The 15,457-nt window shown below is 44.9% G+C and carries 15 protein-coding genes; 11 read left to right on the top strand and 4 right to left on the bottom strand.

The genetic code is table 11. The annotated features are described in order from the left end of the window. Nucleotides 1-27 precede the first annotated feature (27 nt). From JWV37_RS02230 to JWV37_RS02180, 11 genes are all read left to right on the top strand, one after another. Nucleotides 28-1,296 (top strand): aminotransferase class V-fold PLP-dependent enzyme, encoded by a 1,269-nt coding sequence (locus JWV37_RS02230; RefSeq protein WP_205458025.1) that lies wholly within the window; start codon nucleotides 28-30, stop codon nucleotides 1,294-1,296. Then, the gene (locus JWV37_RS02225; RefSeq protein ID WP_205458024.1) at nucleotides 1,293-1,763 is read left to right on the top strand and encodes a GyrI-like domain-containing protein; all 471 of its coding nucleotides are present in this window, start codon (nucleotides 1,293-1,295) and stop codon (nucleotides 1,761-1,763) included. Before JWV37_RS02230 ends, JWV37_RS02225 begins: the two co-directional genes overlap by 4 nt. Next, complete coding sequence (locus tag JWV37_RS02220; protein ID WP_275898328.1) at nucleotides 1,747-3,468, top strand: YgiQ family radical SAM protein; 1,722 nt, start codon at nucleotides 1,747-1,749, stop codon at nucleotides 3,466-3,468. The genes JWV37_RS02225 and JWV37_RS02220 overlap by 17 nt, the downstream gene beginning before the upstream one ends. 26 nt (nucleotides 3,469-3,494) lie before the next feature. Next, nucleotides 3,495-4,676, top strand: a complete 1,182-nt coding sequence (locus JWV37_RS02215) for an MFS transporter (protein WP_205458023.1) — start codon at nucleotides 3,495-3,497, stop codon at nucleotides 4,674-4,676. A gap of 63 nt (nucleotides 4,677-4,739) precedes the next feature. Further along, a complete protein-coding gene (locus JWV37_RS02210) occupies nucleotides 4,740-5,135 on the top strand; it encodes a hypothetical protein (RefSeq protein ID WP_205458022.1) in 396 nt (131 codons plus the stop codon). Nucleotides 5,136-5,249: 114 nt separating this feature from the next. Beyond that, nucleotides 5,250-5,543 carry a nucleotidyltransferase family protein gene (locus JWV37_RS02205; protein WP_205458021.1) on the top strand — a complete coding sequence of 98 codons (294 nt, stop codon included), beginning with the start codon at nucleotides 5,250-5,252 and terminating at the stop codon, nucleotides 5,541-5,543. 77 nt (nucleotides 5,544-5,620) lie between these two features. Next, a complete protein-coding gene (locus JWV37_RS02200; RefSeq protein ID WP_205458020.1) occupies nucleotides 5,621-5,866 on the top strand; it encodes a HepT-like ribonuclease domain-containing protein in 246 nt (81 codons plus the stop codon). Between the two features lie 313 nt (nucleotides 5,867-6,179). Beyond that, entirely contained in the window at nucleotides 6,180-6,404 is a 225-nt protein-coding gene (locus JWV37_RS02195; protein ID WP_369407637.1) for a DUF433 domain-containing protein, read from the top strand. Between the two features lie 50 nt (nucleotides 6,405-6,454). After that, the gene (locus tag JWV37_RS12890; RefSeq protein ID WP_205458140.1) at nucleotides 6,455-6,667 is read left to right on the top strand and encodes a DUF5615 family PIN-like protein; all 213 of its coding nucleotides are present in this window, start codon (nucleotides 6,455-6,457) and stop codon (nucleotides 6,665-6,667) included. A gap of 158 nt (nucleotides 6,668-6,825) precedes the next feature. Further along, nucleotides 6,826-7,809, top strand: coding sequence for a hypothetical protein (locus JWV37_RS02185; protein WP_205458018.1), 984 nt, complete (start codon nucleotides 6,826-6,828; stop codon nucleotides 7,807-7,809). 358 nt (nucleotides 7,810-8,167) lie between these two features. Beyond that, the gene (locus tag JWV37_RS02180) at nucleotides 8,168-9,415 is read left to right on the top strand and encodes an ATP-binding protein (RefSeq protein ID WP_205458017.1); all 1,248 of its coding nucleotides are present in this window, start codon (nucleotides 8,168-8,170) and stop codon (nucleotides 9,413-9,415) included. Nucleotides 9,416-9,817: 402 nt separating this feature from the next. Here JWV37_RS02180 and JWV37_RS02175 read toward each other — a convergent pair whose 3' ends face one another. From JWV37_RS02175 to JWV37_RS02160, 4 genes are all read right to left on the bottom strand, one after another. Beyond that, nucleotides 9,818-10,150, bottom strand: coding sequence for a type II toxin-antitoxin system PemK/MazF family toxin (locus JWV37_RS02175; RefSeq protein ID WP_205458016.1), 333 nt, complete (start codon nucleotides 10,148-10,150; stop codon nucleotides 9,818-9,820). After that, complete coding sequence (locus JWV37_RS02170) at nucleotides 10,144-10,389, bottom strand: AbrB/MazE/SpoVT family DNA-binding domain-containing protein (protein ID WP_205458015.1); 246 nt, start codon at nucleotides 10,387-10,389, stop codon at nucleotides 10,144-10,146. Before JWV37_RS02170 ends, JWV37_RS02175 begins: the two co-directional genes overlap by 7 nt. Nucleotides 10,390-10,537: 148 nt before the next feature. After that, on the bottom strand, nucleotides 10,538-13,714 hold the full coding sequence (locus tag JWV37_RS02165; protein WP_205458014.1) for a translocation/assembly module TamB domain-containing protein: 3,177 nt from the start codon (nucleotides 13,712-13,714) through the stop codon (nucleotides 10,538-10,540). Then, the gene (locus tag JWV37_RS02160) at nucleotides 13,711-15,417 is read right to left on the bottom strand and encodes an autotransporter assembly complex protein TamA (protein ID WP_205458013.1); all 1,707 of its coding nucleotides are present in this window, start codon (nucleotides 15,415-15,417) and stop codon (nucleotides 13,711-13,713) included. Before JWV37_RS02160 ends, JWV37_RS02165 begins: the two co-directional genes overlap by 4 nt. Nucleotides 15,418-15,457: the final 40 nt, after the last annotated feature.

The raw sequence follows: 15,457 nt of genomic DNA, 5'->3' as shown, positions 1-15,457 counted from the left end.
TGCGCCCAAAAAAAGAGGTTGTTTTTAATGGAAAATATACGCAGAGGGATTATCTGCGACCCAAATGTGTTGTATTTTGACTATACCGCTTCAGGACTAGCGTACGCGCCCATCGAGCGGAAGATTCGCAGGCTTTTAAAAACCTACGCCAACACCCACTCAGAAGTCTCTTCCAATGCCCTAAAAACGCAAGCCCATTACGCCAACGCCAGAGAAAGTTTGCGCCAAAGCTTGGAAGTGGATGAGTGCTTTTACATCATGCCTACAGGCACGGGCGCGACGGGGGCTATCAAAAAATTTCAAGAACTTTTGGGGTTGTATTGCCCTCCTGCGACCAAAGAACGCTTTGGGATTGCGCCCAAAACCTTGCCCTTGGTGCTCGTGGGGCCGTATGAACACCACTCTAACGAGGTGAGTTTTCGGGAAGCGCTGTGTGAGGTGGTACGCATTCCACTGGATGGAAAAGACATGTTGGATTTGGGCGCGTTGGAAAAAGTCCTTGAAGCCAACAAGGGGCGCGAAATCATCGGGAGTTTTAGTGTGGCTTCTAACGTCACGGGCGTACTTACCGACTACAAAGCGTTGTATGAGCGCATTCATGCCCACGGGGGCATCTTGTGTCTTGACGCGGCGGCCGCTTCGCCGTACATGAACATCGACTGTCGCTACTACGACGCGCTGTTTCTCTCTCCGCACAAGCTCCTAGGAGGCCCAGGTTCTTGCGGGCTTTTGGTCATTAAAAAAGCGCTGTGCAAGGGGTGCAAGCCCACTTTTTCAGGTGGCGGGACGGTGGCGTATGTGTCGCGCACTTCACATGAATATTTAAGCGATATTGAGGCTATTGAAGATGCGGGTACGCCGGGTATTTTGCAATTTGTCCGCGCGGCCGAAGCGTACAAGCTACGCAACGCCATTGGCCTAGAGCGCATCAATACGGTCAAGGAGGAGCTGAAGGTTTACTTTGGGACGCGGGTTCGAGAGCTTAAAGGCGCTAAACTCTATTGTCACTACGGCCAGCGCAAATTGCCCATTTTTTCGCTCAACATGGAAGGGGCGCATCAAGACGACATGGCCAAAATGCTCAGTGAACGCTACGGCATCCAAACCCGCTCAGGGTGCAGTTGCGCGGGGCCTTACGGGCACGATTTGCTAGAACTCACTGACGGCCAGCCTTTTAGCCAAAAACCAGGATGGCTGCGCATCAGCATCCATTTTACCCACACCAAAGAAGAAGTGGACATTTTGCTGGACGCGCTTGATACGTGCGCACAAAGATTACGAGGAGAAAAGAGATGACTTATGAAGTGGTAACGGTTGAAGAAAAAACTATTGCAGGCGTTAAAGAGCGCACTTCAAATCTGGAAGAACAAGAGTACGAAGGCGCGAAGATTCCCTCCTTGTGGCGGGCGTATTTTCAAAGCAGTATCCTTGACCCCATCCCCAATGAAGTCCCCGACACACCGCCTTACGCGGTTTATTTTAACTACGAAGACGGCGTGCGGGCAAAGTACGATGTGCTCGTGGGCGCTGAGGTGTCAAGCGTGGAAGGGTTGTCTAGAGAGTATGCATCCATCACGCTAGAAGGGGGTGCGTATTTTCGCTTTGATGCCAAAGGAGAGATGCCTTTGACTACGGTGAGGCTTTGGGAAGAAATTTGGAGTTTTTTTAGGAAAAACAGCCAGCACGTGCGCACGTTTAAAACGGATTTTGAAGTGTACACGGGAGAGGATGAGGTGAGTATTTACATTGGCATCCAAGCCTAACGCGTTTTTGCCCGCGACCAAGGAAGAGATGCGCGCCCTTGGGTGGAAGCAGTGCGACATCATCCTTGTTTCAGGCGACGCGTACATCGACAGCCCGTTTATGGGCGTGGCGGTGGTGGGGCGCGTGCTAGAACGGGCGGGGTTTAACGTCGGGGTGATTGCTCAGCCCATGAACGAAGAGGACATCGCACGCCTTGGAGAACCGCGCTTGTTTTGGGGCGTGAGTGGGGGCAGTGTGGACTCCATGGTTTCCAACTACACGGCGAGCAAAAAGTTCAGAAACGATGACGACTACACGCCTGGGGGCAAAAACACCAAGCGTCCAGACCGTGCGAGCATCGCTTATACTAATCTCATTCGCCGCGTGTTTAAGCCTACCGTGCCTATCATGCTTGGGGGCATTGAGGCGAGTTTGAGGCGCACGACCCATTATGATTTTTGGTCAAATAAACTGCGCCGTCCGCTCATTTTGGATGCAAAGGCGGATTATTTGCTTTATGGCATGGCAGATAACAGCGTGGTGGAGTTTGCCAGAGCCTTAGAAAAAGGCGAGGGCATAGAAGCGGTGCAGGGGTTGTGCTACGTGGCTAAAGCTCCCAAAGAAGGCTACCTTACCCTTCCTTCTTTTAGCGCGTGCGTCAAAGACCCGTTGGTGTTCATGGAGATGTTTGACCTGTTTTACCACAACAACGACCCCATGAGTGCCAAAGGATTGTGCCAAGAAGTGGACGGACGCTACGTGGTGCAAAACCCGCCCGCACGCTACTTGACGCCCGAAGAGATGGACGAAGTTTCCGCTCTTCCTTTTACCCGCGAAGCCCATCCTTGTGACCTTGCCCAAGGGGAAATCCGCGCGTTAGAGACCATCCGTTTTTCCCTCTCAACCCATCAAGGGTGCTATGGGGAGTGCAATTTTTGCGCCATCAGCGTCCACCAAGGGCGCACCGTGCGTAGCCGCAGTGAAGCGTCCATTGTGGAAGAAGCCACACAGCTCACACAACATCCCAAATTTAAGGGCATCATCCACGACGTAGGCGGCCCGACGGCTAACATGTACGGCTACGAGTGCGCCAAAAAGTTCAAAAAAGGCACGTGTGAGGATAAAACCTGTCTGTTTCCCTTTACATGTAAGGCCATGCCCGTGAACCACGCGCGGCAAATCACCCTCTTGCGCAAGCTTCGGGCGTTGCCAAAGGTGCGCAAAGCGTTCATCGCCTCAGGAATTCGCTACGACCTCATCGCCGAGGACAAGGCGCATGGGGAAGCGTACCTTAAAGAGATTTTAGAACACCACATCAGCGGGCAGATGAAAGTAGCACCCGAACACATCGACGATGAAGTGCTCTCACTCATGGGAAAACCCGGCAAAGCCTCACTCGTGCGCTTTAAAGCCCTCTTTGACAAGCTCAATCCCAAAAAACAATTTCTCACCTATTATCTCATTGCCGCGCATCCTGGATGTGAAGAGCGGCACATGCACAGCCTCAAAGAGTTTGCTTCCACAGTGCTTAAGATGAACCCCGAACAAGCGCAGATTTTCATCCCCACGCCTTCGACCTACTCGACGCTCATGTACTACACAGGACGGCACTACCTCACGCGCAAGCCCATCTTTGTGGAAAAAGAGATGGGTAAAAAAGAACGGCAAAAGCAGATTGTCATCACCAAAGAACATCTTGCTGGCCGTGGGAGGATGGACGGATGAGTTTACATGTAAAGGAGAAAGCATTTATGAGTAAAAAATATTCCACCGTAATAGCCTCTTTTGTAATCATGCTGTGTATTGGCAGTGTCTATGCGTGGAGTTTGGTAGCGTCTCAGTTGATGGACAAATATGATTTTTCAGCCTTTGAGTCTCAGCTCGTTTTTGGGTTCATTATTGCTATTTTTCCGGTGACCATGATTTTCGTGGGACAGCTTGGAAAGCGGATGGGGCATAGGTATTTTGGCTATATTTGTGGGTTATTGTTTGCTTTTGGTTACTGGATTGCAGGCAGTTCTGGTGGAAGTTTTTTCATGATTTTGCTGGGTGTTGGGATTTTCTCAGGGGTTGGGACGGGGTTTGGATACTGGGTTTCGCTCACGTCGCCTCTCCAGTGGTTTCCTGAAAGAAAAGGGCTTATTGCAGGCATCGCGGCGGCTGGTTTTGGCCTTGGGGCGGTGTTTATGTCGGAACTACTGGAAATACTGCTTAGTCGCGGGTTTGGCATACTTGAATTACTAAAAATCATTGGCGTTGCATACGGAGTGGTGATTGTGGTTTTTTCAACTTTGATTTTCCAAGCCCAAAGCCAAGAGGGTGAGGATGTTGCGCATATAAAATTATCGGCGTTTATTGGCTCAAAAATTTTCAAAAAACTTTGTGTTGGAATATTTTTAGGAACTTTTGCGGGATTGTTGATAATAGGCAGTTTGGGGATTATTGCCAATCAGCATGGCATACCAAGCAGTATCGTTGCTATTGGTGTTGCTTTGTTTGCTGTGGCAAATTTTATGGGCCGGTTGTTGTGGGGAGTCTTTAGTGACTACTTTGGGGCTGATTTGAGTATATTTTTAGCTCTTTTGTTCCAGTCTATCGCTATTTTGGCTCTAAACCTCTTTGCGTTGACACATCTTTTATACTTGGCCATTGCGGCGTGCATTGGGTTTGGATTTGGCGGTAATTTTGTTTTATTTGCCAGGGAGACGGCGCAACTGTACGGGGTAGAAAACCTTGGTATTGTCTATCCCTATGTCTTTTTAGGGTATGCCATTGCGGGTATTGCAGGGCCTATGAGCGGTGGGTATTTGTACGATGTGTTTGGGTCATTTTTTTATGCCATCTTGCTGGCGAGTTTCATGAGTTTTATGGGCGGGTTGCTTTTTCTTCAAACAGGAAAGGCCTTTAAAGCACAAAAAAGCGCTCGTAAATGAGTGGTAAAAAACTGGCGCGGTATGTGAAAGTGGTTTTGCAAAGCTTTACATGTAAGGGGTTTTATGCGCGGTAGTGGTCTTTCGCTTCTTGGCATCATCGTGGGTTTGGTGTTGTGGTGGATGGGCGATACATTTTTAGAAACGCCACCCCAAGCACCTCAAGAAAAACGCACCGAACGGGACTATCAAAAGGCTTTTTGCCCAAGTTTAAAAGGCCAAATGGAATACGTCTTGCCCGATAAAACGCGCGTGGACTGCCTCACCGCCACCCACGCCATCGAAATCGACTGGGCGGAAAAATGGGCTGAGGGCATCGGCCAAGCCTTGTACTACGCCAAGATGACAGGCAAAGCACCCGCCGTCGCGCTCATCGTGGGCGAAAAAGACGCGCGCTACCTCAAACGGCTAGAGCTAGTGGCCGAAGACGCGGGCATTACGGTGTTTGTGATTGCGCGGTAGTGTCGCTTTTATATGTAGTATTAAGATTTCTACTTTACATGTAAGGTGTGGTTCTTAACCCATGTTTAGCTACTTTTAACTACAATAACCCTCAAATAGACAAAAAGGCGCATCATGACAAAAGAAGATATCCTAAACTACCTCAAGGCGCATAAAGGAGAGTTAAAAGAAAGATTTGGTGTCCTTAAAATAGGCCTTTTTGGTTCTTTTGCTAGAGATGAGCAAACCGATGATAGTGATATAGATTTGGCGGTTGAGATTGAAAAAAACAAAAAAAGCCTTGGAAATTTTTTTGCTATCAAGCGAGAACTTGAAGGGCAATTTGGCAAAAAAGTAGATTTGGGTATCGAAGCCACACTAAAACCCATCGTGAGGGAGTATGTCAAAAAGGAAATCATCTATGCTTAGAAGGGATGTGAGGCTCTGTGTCGGTGATATCAAGGAGTCATGCGAGGCAATTTTTGCGTATGTGCAAGGGTATGATTTTGAGCATTTTGCCGAAGACAGAAAATGTTATTCGAGAGTTTGAGATTATCGGCGAAGCGGTGAAGCATTTGCCATCGGAGATGACGCTTTTGCATGAGGACATCGCATGGAGGGATATAAAAGATTTTAGAAATTTACTCATCCATCAGTATTTTGGTGTGGATTTTGAAATCGTTTGGAATACTGTAAAAAACGACCTACCACCCTTGTATGAGGCAATCAAAACCATCCAAAAAACGCTATAAAGCGCCAAGGGTGCGCTAGTATTTATTGGGGCACTAGGGTAAAATGGTGAGAGGCTACTTTAACTCCCATTTTACGCCTAAAATGCTTTACATGTAAGGGTGTTTTTGGCGGGGAATGGGGTCTAAGTTTAGATGTGGTAGGATTTGGTTTTTAGGGTTCAGGGGTGTGGAAAAAAAGAGACGCTTTTGATTTAAAAAGCAGCCTGCCCCATTTTTTCCTAATTTAATAATATGGTACAATGATGATTTACAATCAATGGTTGGTCATTTTAATAGGCATTGTCATTGAATACATTTTATGAAAGGATATGTGGTGAAGGAAAATATTACTCTTAAATCCTCAAAAAGAAGTGGCAAACCTTGCATCCGAAATTTAAGAATAACGGTTTATGATATCCTCTCTATGCTTGCCAATGGAATGACTTATGATGAAATTTTAGAAGATTTTCCAAAGCTCACAAAAGAAGATATCTTATCGGCACTTGCTTATGCTGCTGACAGAGAGCATAGAACCGTTACGGCAAGATTGAGTGCATAAACTTCTTTTTGATAACAACATCTCTCATCGAGTTGTGTCAAAGATAACAGATATGGAAATATGCAAGAAAAAATGGATATACGATAGTTACCAAAGACTCTGATTTTAATGAATTAGCTATTAGTCGAGGGAGTCCGCCTAAAATTATCTGGATAAAGATTGGCAATTGTAGAGTTAATGATATCGTTCAGTTGTTGAAAGAGAACCATCACGGTATGATAGAATTTTTAGAAGATGAGTTTAGTGCAATTTTTGAGATATAGAAGAGTAGAAAAAATATGAAAAGCAGCCTCGTCCCCTTTTTCTCACTAAACCCACGCGCGGCTTTATGACTGGTCATTTTAAACGTTATCTAAAAATATCACCGAAGTGTTTATTGAAACTAAATCCGATATAATTTATAAAAAATAAAGAAGAAGATATGACAATAAAAGAAGCAATACTTAAAAGTCTTGAGGATTTACATAAGCTCTTAACTCACAATGAAATATATGAACATATAATTAATAAAAAATATTATTATTTTGGCGAAGCAAAAACACCTGCATCAACAATTTCTGCATTGCTAGGCGATTTTATTAGAAAAAATGACACAAGAGTTAAAAGAATAAAAGGCAAGCAATCACAATATTTATACTATTTAGCAAAATTTGAACAAGATTTAAATATTAATGAAATTGCTTCTAATATTACAGAAACATCTCAGCCAATGCAACAGAATAAAAAACAAACCTATAGTGAAAGAAATCTACATAAATTGCTTAGTAGCTATCTAAAAAATAAAAAGATATATACAAAAACAATTTTACATGAAGAATCAAAAAACTCAAAAGATGACCATCAAAAGTGGATACATCCCGATATGATTGGGATAGAATTTTTAAATTTAACTTCAAAAGTTAATAAAGCATTTATGAAAATACTTAATAAGTCAGATACTTTTAAACTTACTTCCTATGAAATAAAAAAAGAGATAAACACAGATTATGAGCTGAAAAAGTATTATTTTCAAGCTGTATCAAATTCTAGCTGGGCAAATTACGGTTATCTAGTTGCATTGGAAATTAACGACAATCTTAAAGATGAGATGCAAAGACTAAATGAATCTTTTGGAATAGGTATTATTGAACTTAAGTCAAATCCATATGAGAGCGAAATACTATTTCAATCAAAATTTAAAGAGTTAGATTTTAAAACAATTGATAAACTATGCAAAGTAAATGAAAGTTATGAAAATTTTATAGAGATGATTGAGCGAATGTTGACTATAGACGAAAGAAACTATCAATCTGTAGAAAATGAGCTAAGTAGTTTTTGCGATGAATATTTTAAAAATGATTCAGAAGTGAAAGAGTATTGTAAAAAACATTTTATACCATTTGATGAAGATGGGGAGATAGGGTAAAGCGGAAAAAATTAGCCTCGTTCTCATTTTTGCCATTTTTTGGCTGTGCTATAATGCACCAAAGAAAAACAAGGAAAACCAATGGGGTATCAAGCAAAGTAAAATGGGGATGAGGCTACTTCAAATCCCATTTTACGCCTAAAATGCTTTACATATAAGGGTGTTTTTGGCGGGGAATTGGGTTTAGGTTTAAATGCGCTAAACAGTTCCAAGTATTTACCATTTCCTCAAACATCCCTACACAACATTATCCAGCCTTCTCTTATCAAAAAGCAAGAAGCATTGCCACCAAGCAACTTGACTGGTGAAATATATCGTAATATAATACGAGATATTTATGGATTATAAGGATTATACTATGAACAATGTCATAATATCTCAAAACAAACATTGGGAACATGGGTATAAAAACCTCTATGACAGAGATGTGTTTCAAAAACTTCTTACCAATCTACAGACTAAACACATCCAAGTTTTGCAAGGGATAAGAAGAAGCGGAAAGTCATCGCTTTTTAAACTCCTCATCAATCACCTCTCCCAAACCATAGACCCTCAGGAGATACTCTATATCAACTTAGATGACCCCTTTTTTACCAAATATTCCAATGACCCTACAAGTTTTTATGAAATCCTCCAAGCAGCCAAAAAACTTACTCAAAAAGAGATAAGGTATCTTTTTTTAGATGAAGTTCAGGCCATAGAGGGCTGGGAAAAGTACGTTAAAAGCGTCTATGATAGCGGTGAGTTTAAAAAGATATTTATCACAGGTTCTAACTCTTCGCTTTTAAACGGCGCGTTTGCAACCTTGCTTACAGGACGCTATATCTCCACAAAGGTTTACCCCCTTAGTTTTCATGAGATTTTACATATCAATGGCATAACGAGTTTTTTAGAGCTTAACAAACACCTCCCAAAAGTCTTAAAACTCGTAGACGACATGATGCTTTATGGCTCATTTGTAGAGGTGTATGGGCTGCAAGATGAGTTAAAAAGGGAAGTGCTTAGCAGTTACTATGAGACTATCCTCCTAAAAGATTGCGTAGCAAATAATCAAATCAGAGACATCAAAGGGTTTAAAGAGTTGAGCTTTTATCTACTTAGCAACCTTACGTCACTCTACTCTTACGCGTCTTTAGCCAAAGCGGTAACATTGAACGATAAATCGATCAAAGAGTACATTCAAGCGTTGGAAGATTGCTATTTGTTTAGAGAACTAAAACTTTTTTCCTACTCGCTCAAAGAGCAGATGAACAACAAAAAGAAACTCTACTTATGCGATAACGGCTTTATGAATTTAGGATACAGCTTTAGTGCAAACCACGGAAAACTTCTTGAAAATTTGGTCTTTAGCGAACTCCAAAAACATGGGCTTGAGATATATTTTTACAACAAAGAGAGTGAATGTGATTTTGTCGTCAAAAAAGAAGAGAAAACCATCGCCCTGCAAGTGTGCTATGAACTAAATGACCAAAATAAAACCAGAGAGCTAAACGGAATCAAAAAACTCCCCTTTGATGTGCAGGAAAAATACATCATCACCTACAATCAAAAAGAGACAATCGACGATATAAAAGTAGTGAGTTTTTGGGAGTATTTTTATACATAACGCCCAAGGGATGGTGATTGCTTTTTCCTCAAATCCTTTACATGTAAGCATTTCCACACAAACAACGGAGGCACTATGAATATTGGTATCACAGCTTCATAGCCAAGCACTTGCTACAGCAGTGGCCCATCAAATGGAATACACCTGGCAAAAACGCATATAGCAAACGCTTCAAGAGGAGCATAAGCCAAAACAAGCGTTACATGTAAAGAATGGTGGGAAAAACAAGAGTCTATTGTTTTAACCCGTGGTATGTTTTCTTGGACGAGTTAACGACCTTTTTAAACAAGGCAAGAGCCTACTACAAACCCGAACTGAAAGAAAAATTTGAGTTGCAACGAAAACGACCTAGACGCGTGGAAAAGCCACTATGAAAACCCTGTCAAGAAGTGGAAAGGCGCTCTATTGTAAAATGCTATCAACAATGCCTAGTATTTGATTGAGGGCTGTTTGGTTTGCTTTTTCTATAAATTTTATATTTCTAGCGTTGTAGTCTATAGACTTCATTTGCTCGCCCATGACAAAACCCGTAATCTTTTCACTTTTTACTTCAACATGAAAGGGAAAATCTCGTTTTGTATTTGTTATTGGGCACGCAAAAGCAAGCCCAAGGTGTTTGTTAAATGTTTTATTGCTAATAATCATTGCAGGTCTTCGACCCTTTTGTTTATGGCCACTTTGTGGATCAAAATCTAAGACCACAATATCGCCTTGTTCTGGAATGTAGCTTACCACTCTTCTTGCCCACTTTTGTTGTTGAATTCTTCATGAGCTTGATGGTTTTTTGGCAGTTTGCTGACCAAGGTCTTGATGTCGTATTTTTGCCTCGATGCTTTTAGCGGCTCTAAGACAATTTTTTCATTTTCAACCACAATGTTTATTTTATCGCCCACCGAGAGGTGCAATTCTTTAATAACACCTTTTGGAAGTCTCAGCCCCTGAGAATTGCCCCAGCTTGAGATAGTCGCTATCATGAGCCCTCCTTTTTTGTATATCCGAAGTATATTGTTTATTTACAGGGTTGTCAACATGTAGCTAGATTCGCCAGAAGTGCTTTTTGGCGGGGACTGTGCTTTTAAATGCTTTACATGTAAGGCACATCACCCCTGCAAGCAAAATTCCCTAATACCGCTTTTTATACACAAAATCAAGGCTTCCTGCGTTTTCTCTCGCGCCCAGCTCGGCGTTCCATTTGTCGGTGAGTTGGCGTTGAAGTACGGCTTCGCCCCCTTCAAATTTGTTTTTAATGAGCACGACGGTGTTGTCTGTCAGGTTTCTTCCGATGATGGTTTCGATGTATTCGTTACTGGGGTCGTATTCAAAATACAACACATCCAACCCCAACTCTTTGGCGTAATCTTTGGAGAGTTCGTTGACCAAAAACAGGGACACTTGGCTAGCGCGGTGCTCTTTATCCAAAGAAGACCCCTCGCCTCCCAAACGGGTGCCAAAGATGAGCAAAGAGAGGATGTCTTGTTGGGGCATGATGGGGTTGGAACTAAGGTAGATGCGCGGGTTGCTTTGGGTACCGCTGATGCGGATACTGATGTCCACCTCGTTGTGGGCGTAGCGCGCGTGGATGTCAAGTACGGGGTCGAGAGGGCTAAGACCTCGAAAATAAAGGTTGGAGCGCTCCAGCGTGTAGGTTTTGCCAAGCTCGGTGTATGTTCCTGCAATGTCGTGCAGTGAACCATAAAGCTCTAAAGGCGCTTTGGCATCCTTTTTAAAGTAAAACACCCCGTCGCTGTTGAGGTTGACACCGTTGTGGGCGTAGGTGAGGCCATCAACAAAAAGGGCAACTTCAAGGGCAACTTGTGCTGTGAAATAATCCTCTTTGGCACTCTCGCCATTTTTGGTAAGGATGACAATGTCTTGGTCAGTGTGGATGCTAAGGGCGGGGGCTTTGTAGTGCACAAGCACCTCCCTCGCGTGCAATTCTCCCTCAAAGCGAAGCACCTCTTCTTGGGCGCTTACATGTAAATCTCCCGTAACACGCCCTGCGCCAAAATCAGGATGGGCGAGCAAAAAATCGTTGACGTGAAGGTCTAGGAACCACTGAGGCAAAAAACTTGCGTTTAGCGAAAGGCCTTCAAACTCAAGGCTTCCTTGGCGCGTCGCAAGGTCAATATATCCTGCTTTGGTGAGGCTGTAGGTATGAGGTCCTCCAAAAGCTTCCCCGAGGGTAAAATCAAACTGGTTGATGCGTAAGTTTTCTTTTTGAAACATTCCTGCTAGGGTGATGGCGTCAACCCCATACCCTTCTAGTGCAAGGTGCGGCGAAGTGATCTTTAAGCGCGTTTGCGTGCCGTCGTGAGAAACTGAAGCGTTAAACGCGCCTTCAAGGCGTTGGGGTGAAAGGGTCGTAAAAGGCAGTAAGCTTTGGCTAAAAAGAGCAAGAGAAGGCACATCAAGGGTGGCGCGGGCCGTGGCTTTTTGGCGTGAAAGTACAAGGGCAAAGGTTTCATGAGAAAGGGTTGCCTTAAAACTCTCGGCACTGCCAATAAAATCCCCCTCAAAAGTGACGCCATCAAGGGTAAAAGCCCCATTGGCACGTAAGATGTTGTTGTAGATAAAAGTGGCTTTCCCCTCAGCTGTGCCAATGGCGAGGGGGGAGGGAAGCTCCGCTAAACGCGCTGGGTCAAAAGGCTTTACATGTAAAGCACCTTTGATGGGTTGGTCGGTTTTTTGGGAGAGAGAGGCTTCTAATAATGAAGAGTTAAAGATGCCATGTACTTCCTTTGGCGTACGCCACAAAAGAACATGGGCATTTTCCATAATTTCCTCAAGTTCAACCCCTTCTATGGTGACAAGGGGCGCAAAATCAAGGGTGACGCGCGAGGTGCCGTAAGAAAGTATTGCATTTTTTGTTTCCATGCCAAGGGCGCGCTTTTGATACAACGCTGTCCCTTTGAGGTCAAAAACCGTCTCTTTGGAGGTGGCTTTTCCTTGGATGTCGAGGGTGTTGAGTTGGGCGCGCTGTTCGCCAAAAGAAAGGGAGGTTGGCGCAACATTCGTGTGAAAGGTAACCGCTTCTAGGGAACCTTTGGCAGTGGTATGTAAGACGCCTTGCAACGTGGGCGAGAAGGAAAGCAATGTGTCGCCTTTGGCTTCAAAGGTCAAGGCTTCAAGGTTGTTAAGAGGTGCACTAAACGCACCTTCGAGTTTGGTGCTACTTTCTAGGGTGTCAAGCTGCGTGGCAACCGTTCCTGCGAGGGTTGTGTTTGTTAACGTGCCGATGACAAAGGTCTCGCTTAGTGTTGCCTCAAGGACACGTGCTTGGGTCAAAAAAGCCTCATAGTGCACGGCTTCTTGGGTGCCATTAGCGTTTAGGCGCGCCTCTCCTTGAACTGACAATGTTTCTAAAAACGAAGGAAAAGAAGGGACTAACGCGCGGAGCTCTTCCACGGTTTTTTCATTGGTTTGCGCGGACGCTTCAAGGCTAAAAGTGGGAGCATTCCATCCTTGCATCTCCACCAAAGCGCGCGCGCCAATCTCTAAAGAGCCAAAGCGTACTTGGGAAGCAAGGGTTGCCTTTAGCGCATGGGTGAGGAGGTTGTAAGTTCCTTGAAATGAGGGGGTCAAAAAAGAAACAGGCTCGGAAAACCCACGGTAATCCACACTTTGGGTTTCGAGGGTAAATTCCACGTTTTGCGCCGTACCTTGGGCGCTAAAGGTGAGGGCATCTTTGGGCGCGAGGGAAAAATCATAAGGCAATGCCGTGGGCAAAAAAGTTCCTTTTGCCTCGACGTACTCATCCAGCGTCGCAAACGCGTGCAGTTCGCCCACTGAAGCGCCAACGGTTAAAGAGAGTGTTCCTTTTGGAGCTTCGTTTGGCTGATACGCTAGGCCCTTGCCTTGTAAGTTGAGGTAGGAAATGCGGTAGTCTTGGTAGGCAAGTGCATTTAGGCGCACCCGCAATGTGGTAATAAAGACCGTATGAAACGGAAACCATCCTGCTTGTGTTTGCTCGTTTGAAAAGAGCGATTCGCTCAACTCATTTTCCAAAGAAACGCCTGAGAGTTCTAGGGTTCCAATGCGAAGCTCGCCCCACAAAAGTGCAGGCAAGTCAAGGGAGAGATGAAGGGTGTCGATGCTTCCAAAAGGGTGAGAAAGCCCTTCAAGGCGAATGCCATCCCACAAGGTGCCTTCGACTTTTTTATAAGAAGCCTCGTTGGCGTGGGCGAGTTTTTCTAGGATAAAGCGTGCGGCAAAAGGGGAGGTGAGCGCCCACCAAAAAGTCAGACCAAAAAAAATAAAAAGGCCACTAAGTAGGCCCAAAAGACGTGCGAGGCGTTTCAAAAGACTTGTCCTATCCCAAGGTGAAACACAACACCCCCTTCTTTCAACGGCGTGCCAATGTCAAGGCGCAACGGCCCGATGGGTGTGTAGTAGCGCACCCCTGCGCCCACCGAATGGTAAAAATCATTGGCAAAATCGTTGGGTTTTTCGCGTAACATGGTGGAGTCCAAAAAGGTGGTGATGCCCAATGTTTTTGTAAAGGCGTATTCGAGTTCGAGGCTGTTGTCGATGAGGGTAAGCCCTCCGTAAGGGTTGTCTTCATGGTCTTTTTTGCCTACTTTTTGGTACTGATAGCCTCGGTTGCTGTAATCTCCCCCTGCAAAAAAGCGCTTGAAGATAGGAAGGTCTTGGTCGAGGGTGCCCACTTTGGTTTTAAAGGAAAACGTGAGGCGGTCGAAGGTTTTCATGGCGCGAAATTCGGTGAGGGTTTTGACGTATTCTTCTTCGCTGGCTAAGAGTTTGGTGCCGTTTTCGAGGGTAAAAGAGAGGTAGTAGCCATTTTTGGGGTTTAGGGCGTTGTCGCGCCTGTCAAGCTCTACTTGGTAAAACACGGCGTTAATCCAGTAGTTACCGCTTTCGTATTCGGGCAGTTTGGAGGTGATGCGACTGATTTCACTCGAAGCCCCCACGCCATGTTTGAGCCCCCAGAACTCTTTGGAAAAGGTGATTTTTTCATCAAATTTTCGTTGTTTGTAACTGTCGTAGTCGGTGTTTTCAAAGGTGATGTCGTTGGTTAGGGTGACGCCTTTGAGCAGGGTATCATTCAGAAAAAGGCGTGGGAGAAAGAGGGAGTTGTACACGCTCACTCCTTTTTCATTAAGCGTGCCGCCAAGGGAAAATTTTTTCAAGTTGCCGTAGAAATTGTCATTTTTATAGAGGGCTACGACGCGCCCACCCGTGTCCGTGTCGTAGCCAAAGCCGTACTGGATTTCACGGTGATCACCCTGAAGGAGGGTAACTTCAACGGGCACAGTGGCGTTGGATTGGTCGAAGTCTTGGTTGAGGGCGATGTAGCTGTAGACGCCAAACCCGTACAATTCTTCGTAGGTTTTTTCAAGCAAGCGTGCGTCGTAGCGCTCACCTTCTTTGAAGTGTATGGCGTTATAAATAAGGGCTTCGTCTACCTTTGCGTTGTTGGAAAGGGTGATGGGGCCAAAAGTGTGCAGGTCTCTTGGGGTGACGCGAAAATGCACATCGACCTTGTACGCATCCAAATCCACGTATGCTTTGGTGTCAAGCTCAGCTTTGGGGTAGCCTAAGGCAGCAAAATGGTCTTTGATGTCCCGCTTGGCCGCGGAAAAGGCGAGGGCGGTAAAAACGTCACCTTGGGCAAAATCGATAAAAGGGCGTAGTGCTTCGTCAGCTTCCAAGGAGGCCACGCGAATAGGGACATTTTTCTTTACATGTAAGGAGGCGGAGTCCTCGTTGATGGCATGTGTCACTTCCGTATTGTAAAACCCGTAGCTGTGGGCGTATTGCGTAAGGGTTTGGGCACACTGGGAAATTTGCTCAGGAGAAAAAACAGGCGCACTTTGCCAAAACTTATACACAGGAGGAAAAGTAATGTTGCACACTTTAAGTAAGGTGTCTTTGGTGAAAGGCCCAAAAAGCGGGTCAATGTCGCCTGTTACATGTAACGTGGTAATGGGAGTGGCGTGCAAGGTGCCAACAAGGCACAACGCGCTTAAAAAACGGGTTAGCATGCGCGCATGATACCATGGGATTCCTTGGGAAAGGGTAAGG

The sequence above is a fragment of the Sulfurospirillum tamanense genome, assembly GCF_016937535.1.
Classification (GTDB): Bacteria; Campylobacterota; Campylobacteria; order Campylobacterales; family Campylobacteraceae; genus Sulfurospirillum_B; species Sulfurospirillum_B tamanense.
The sequence above is the reverse complement of the archived record's forward strand: the minus strand, read 5'-3'. Positions and strand labels throughout refer to the sequence as shown.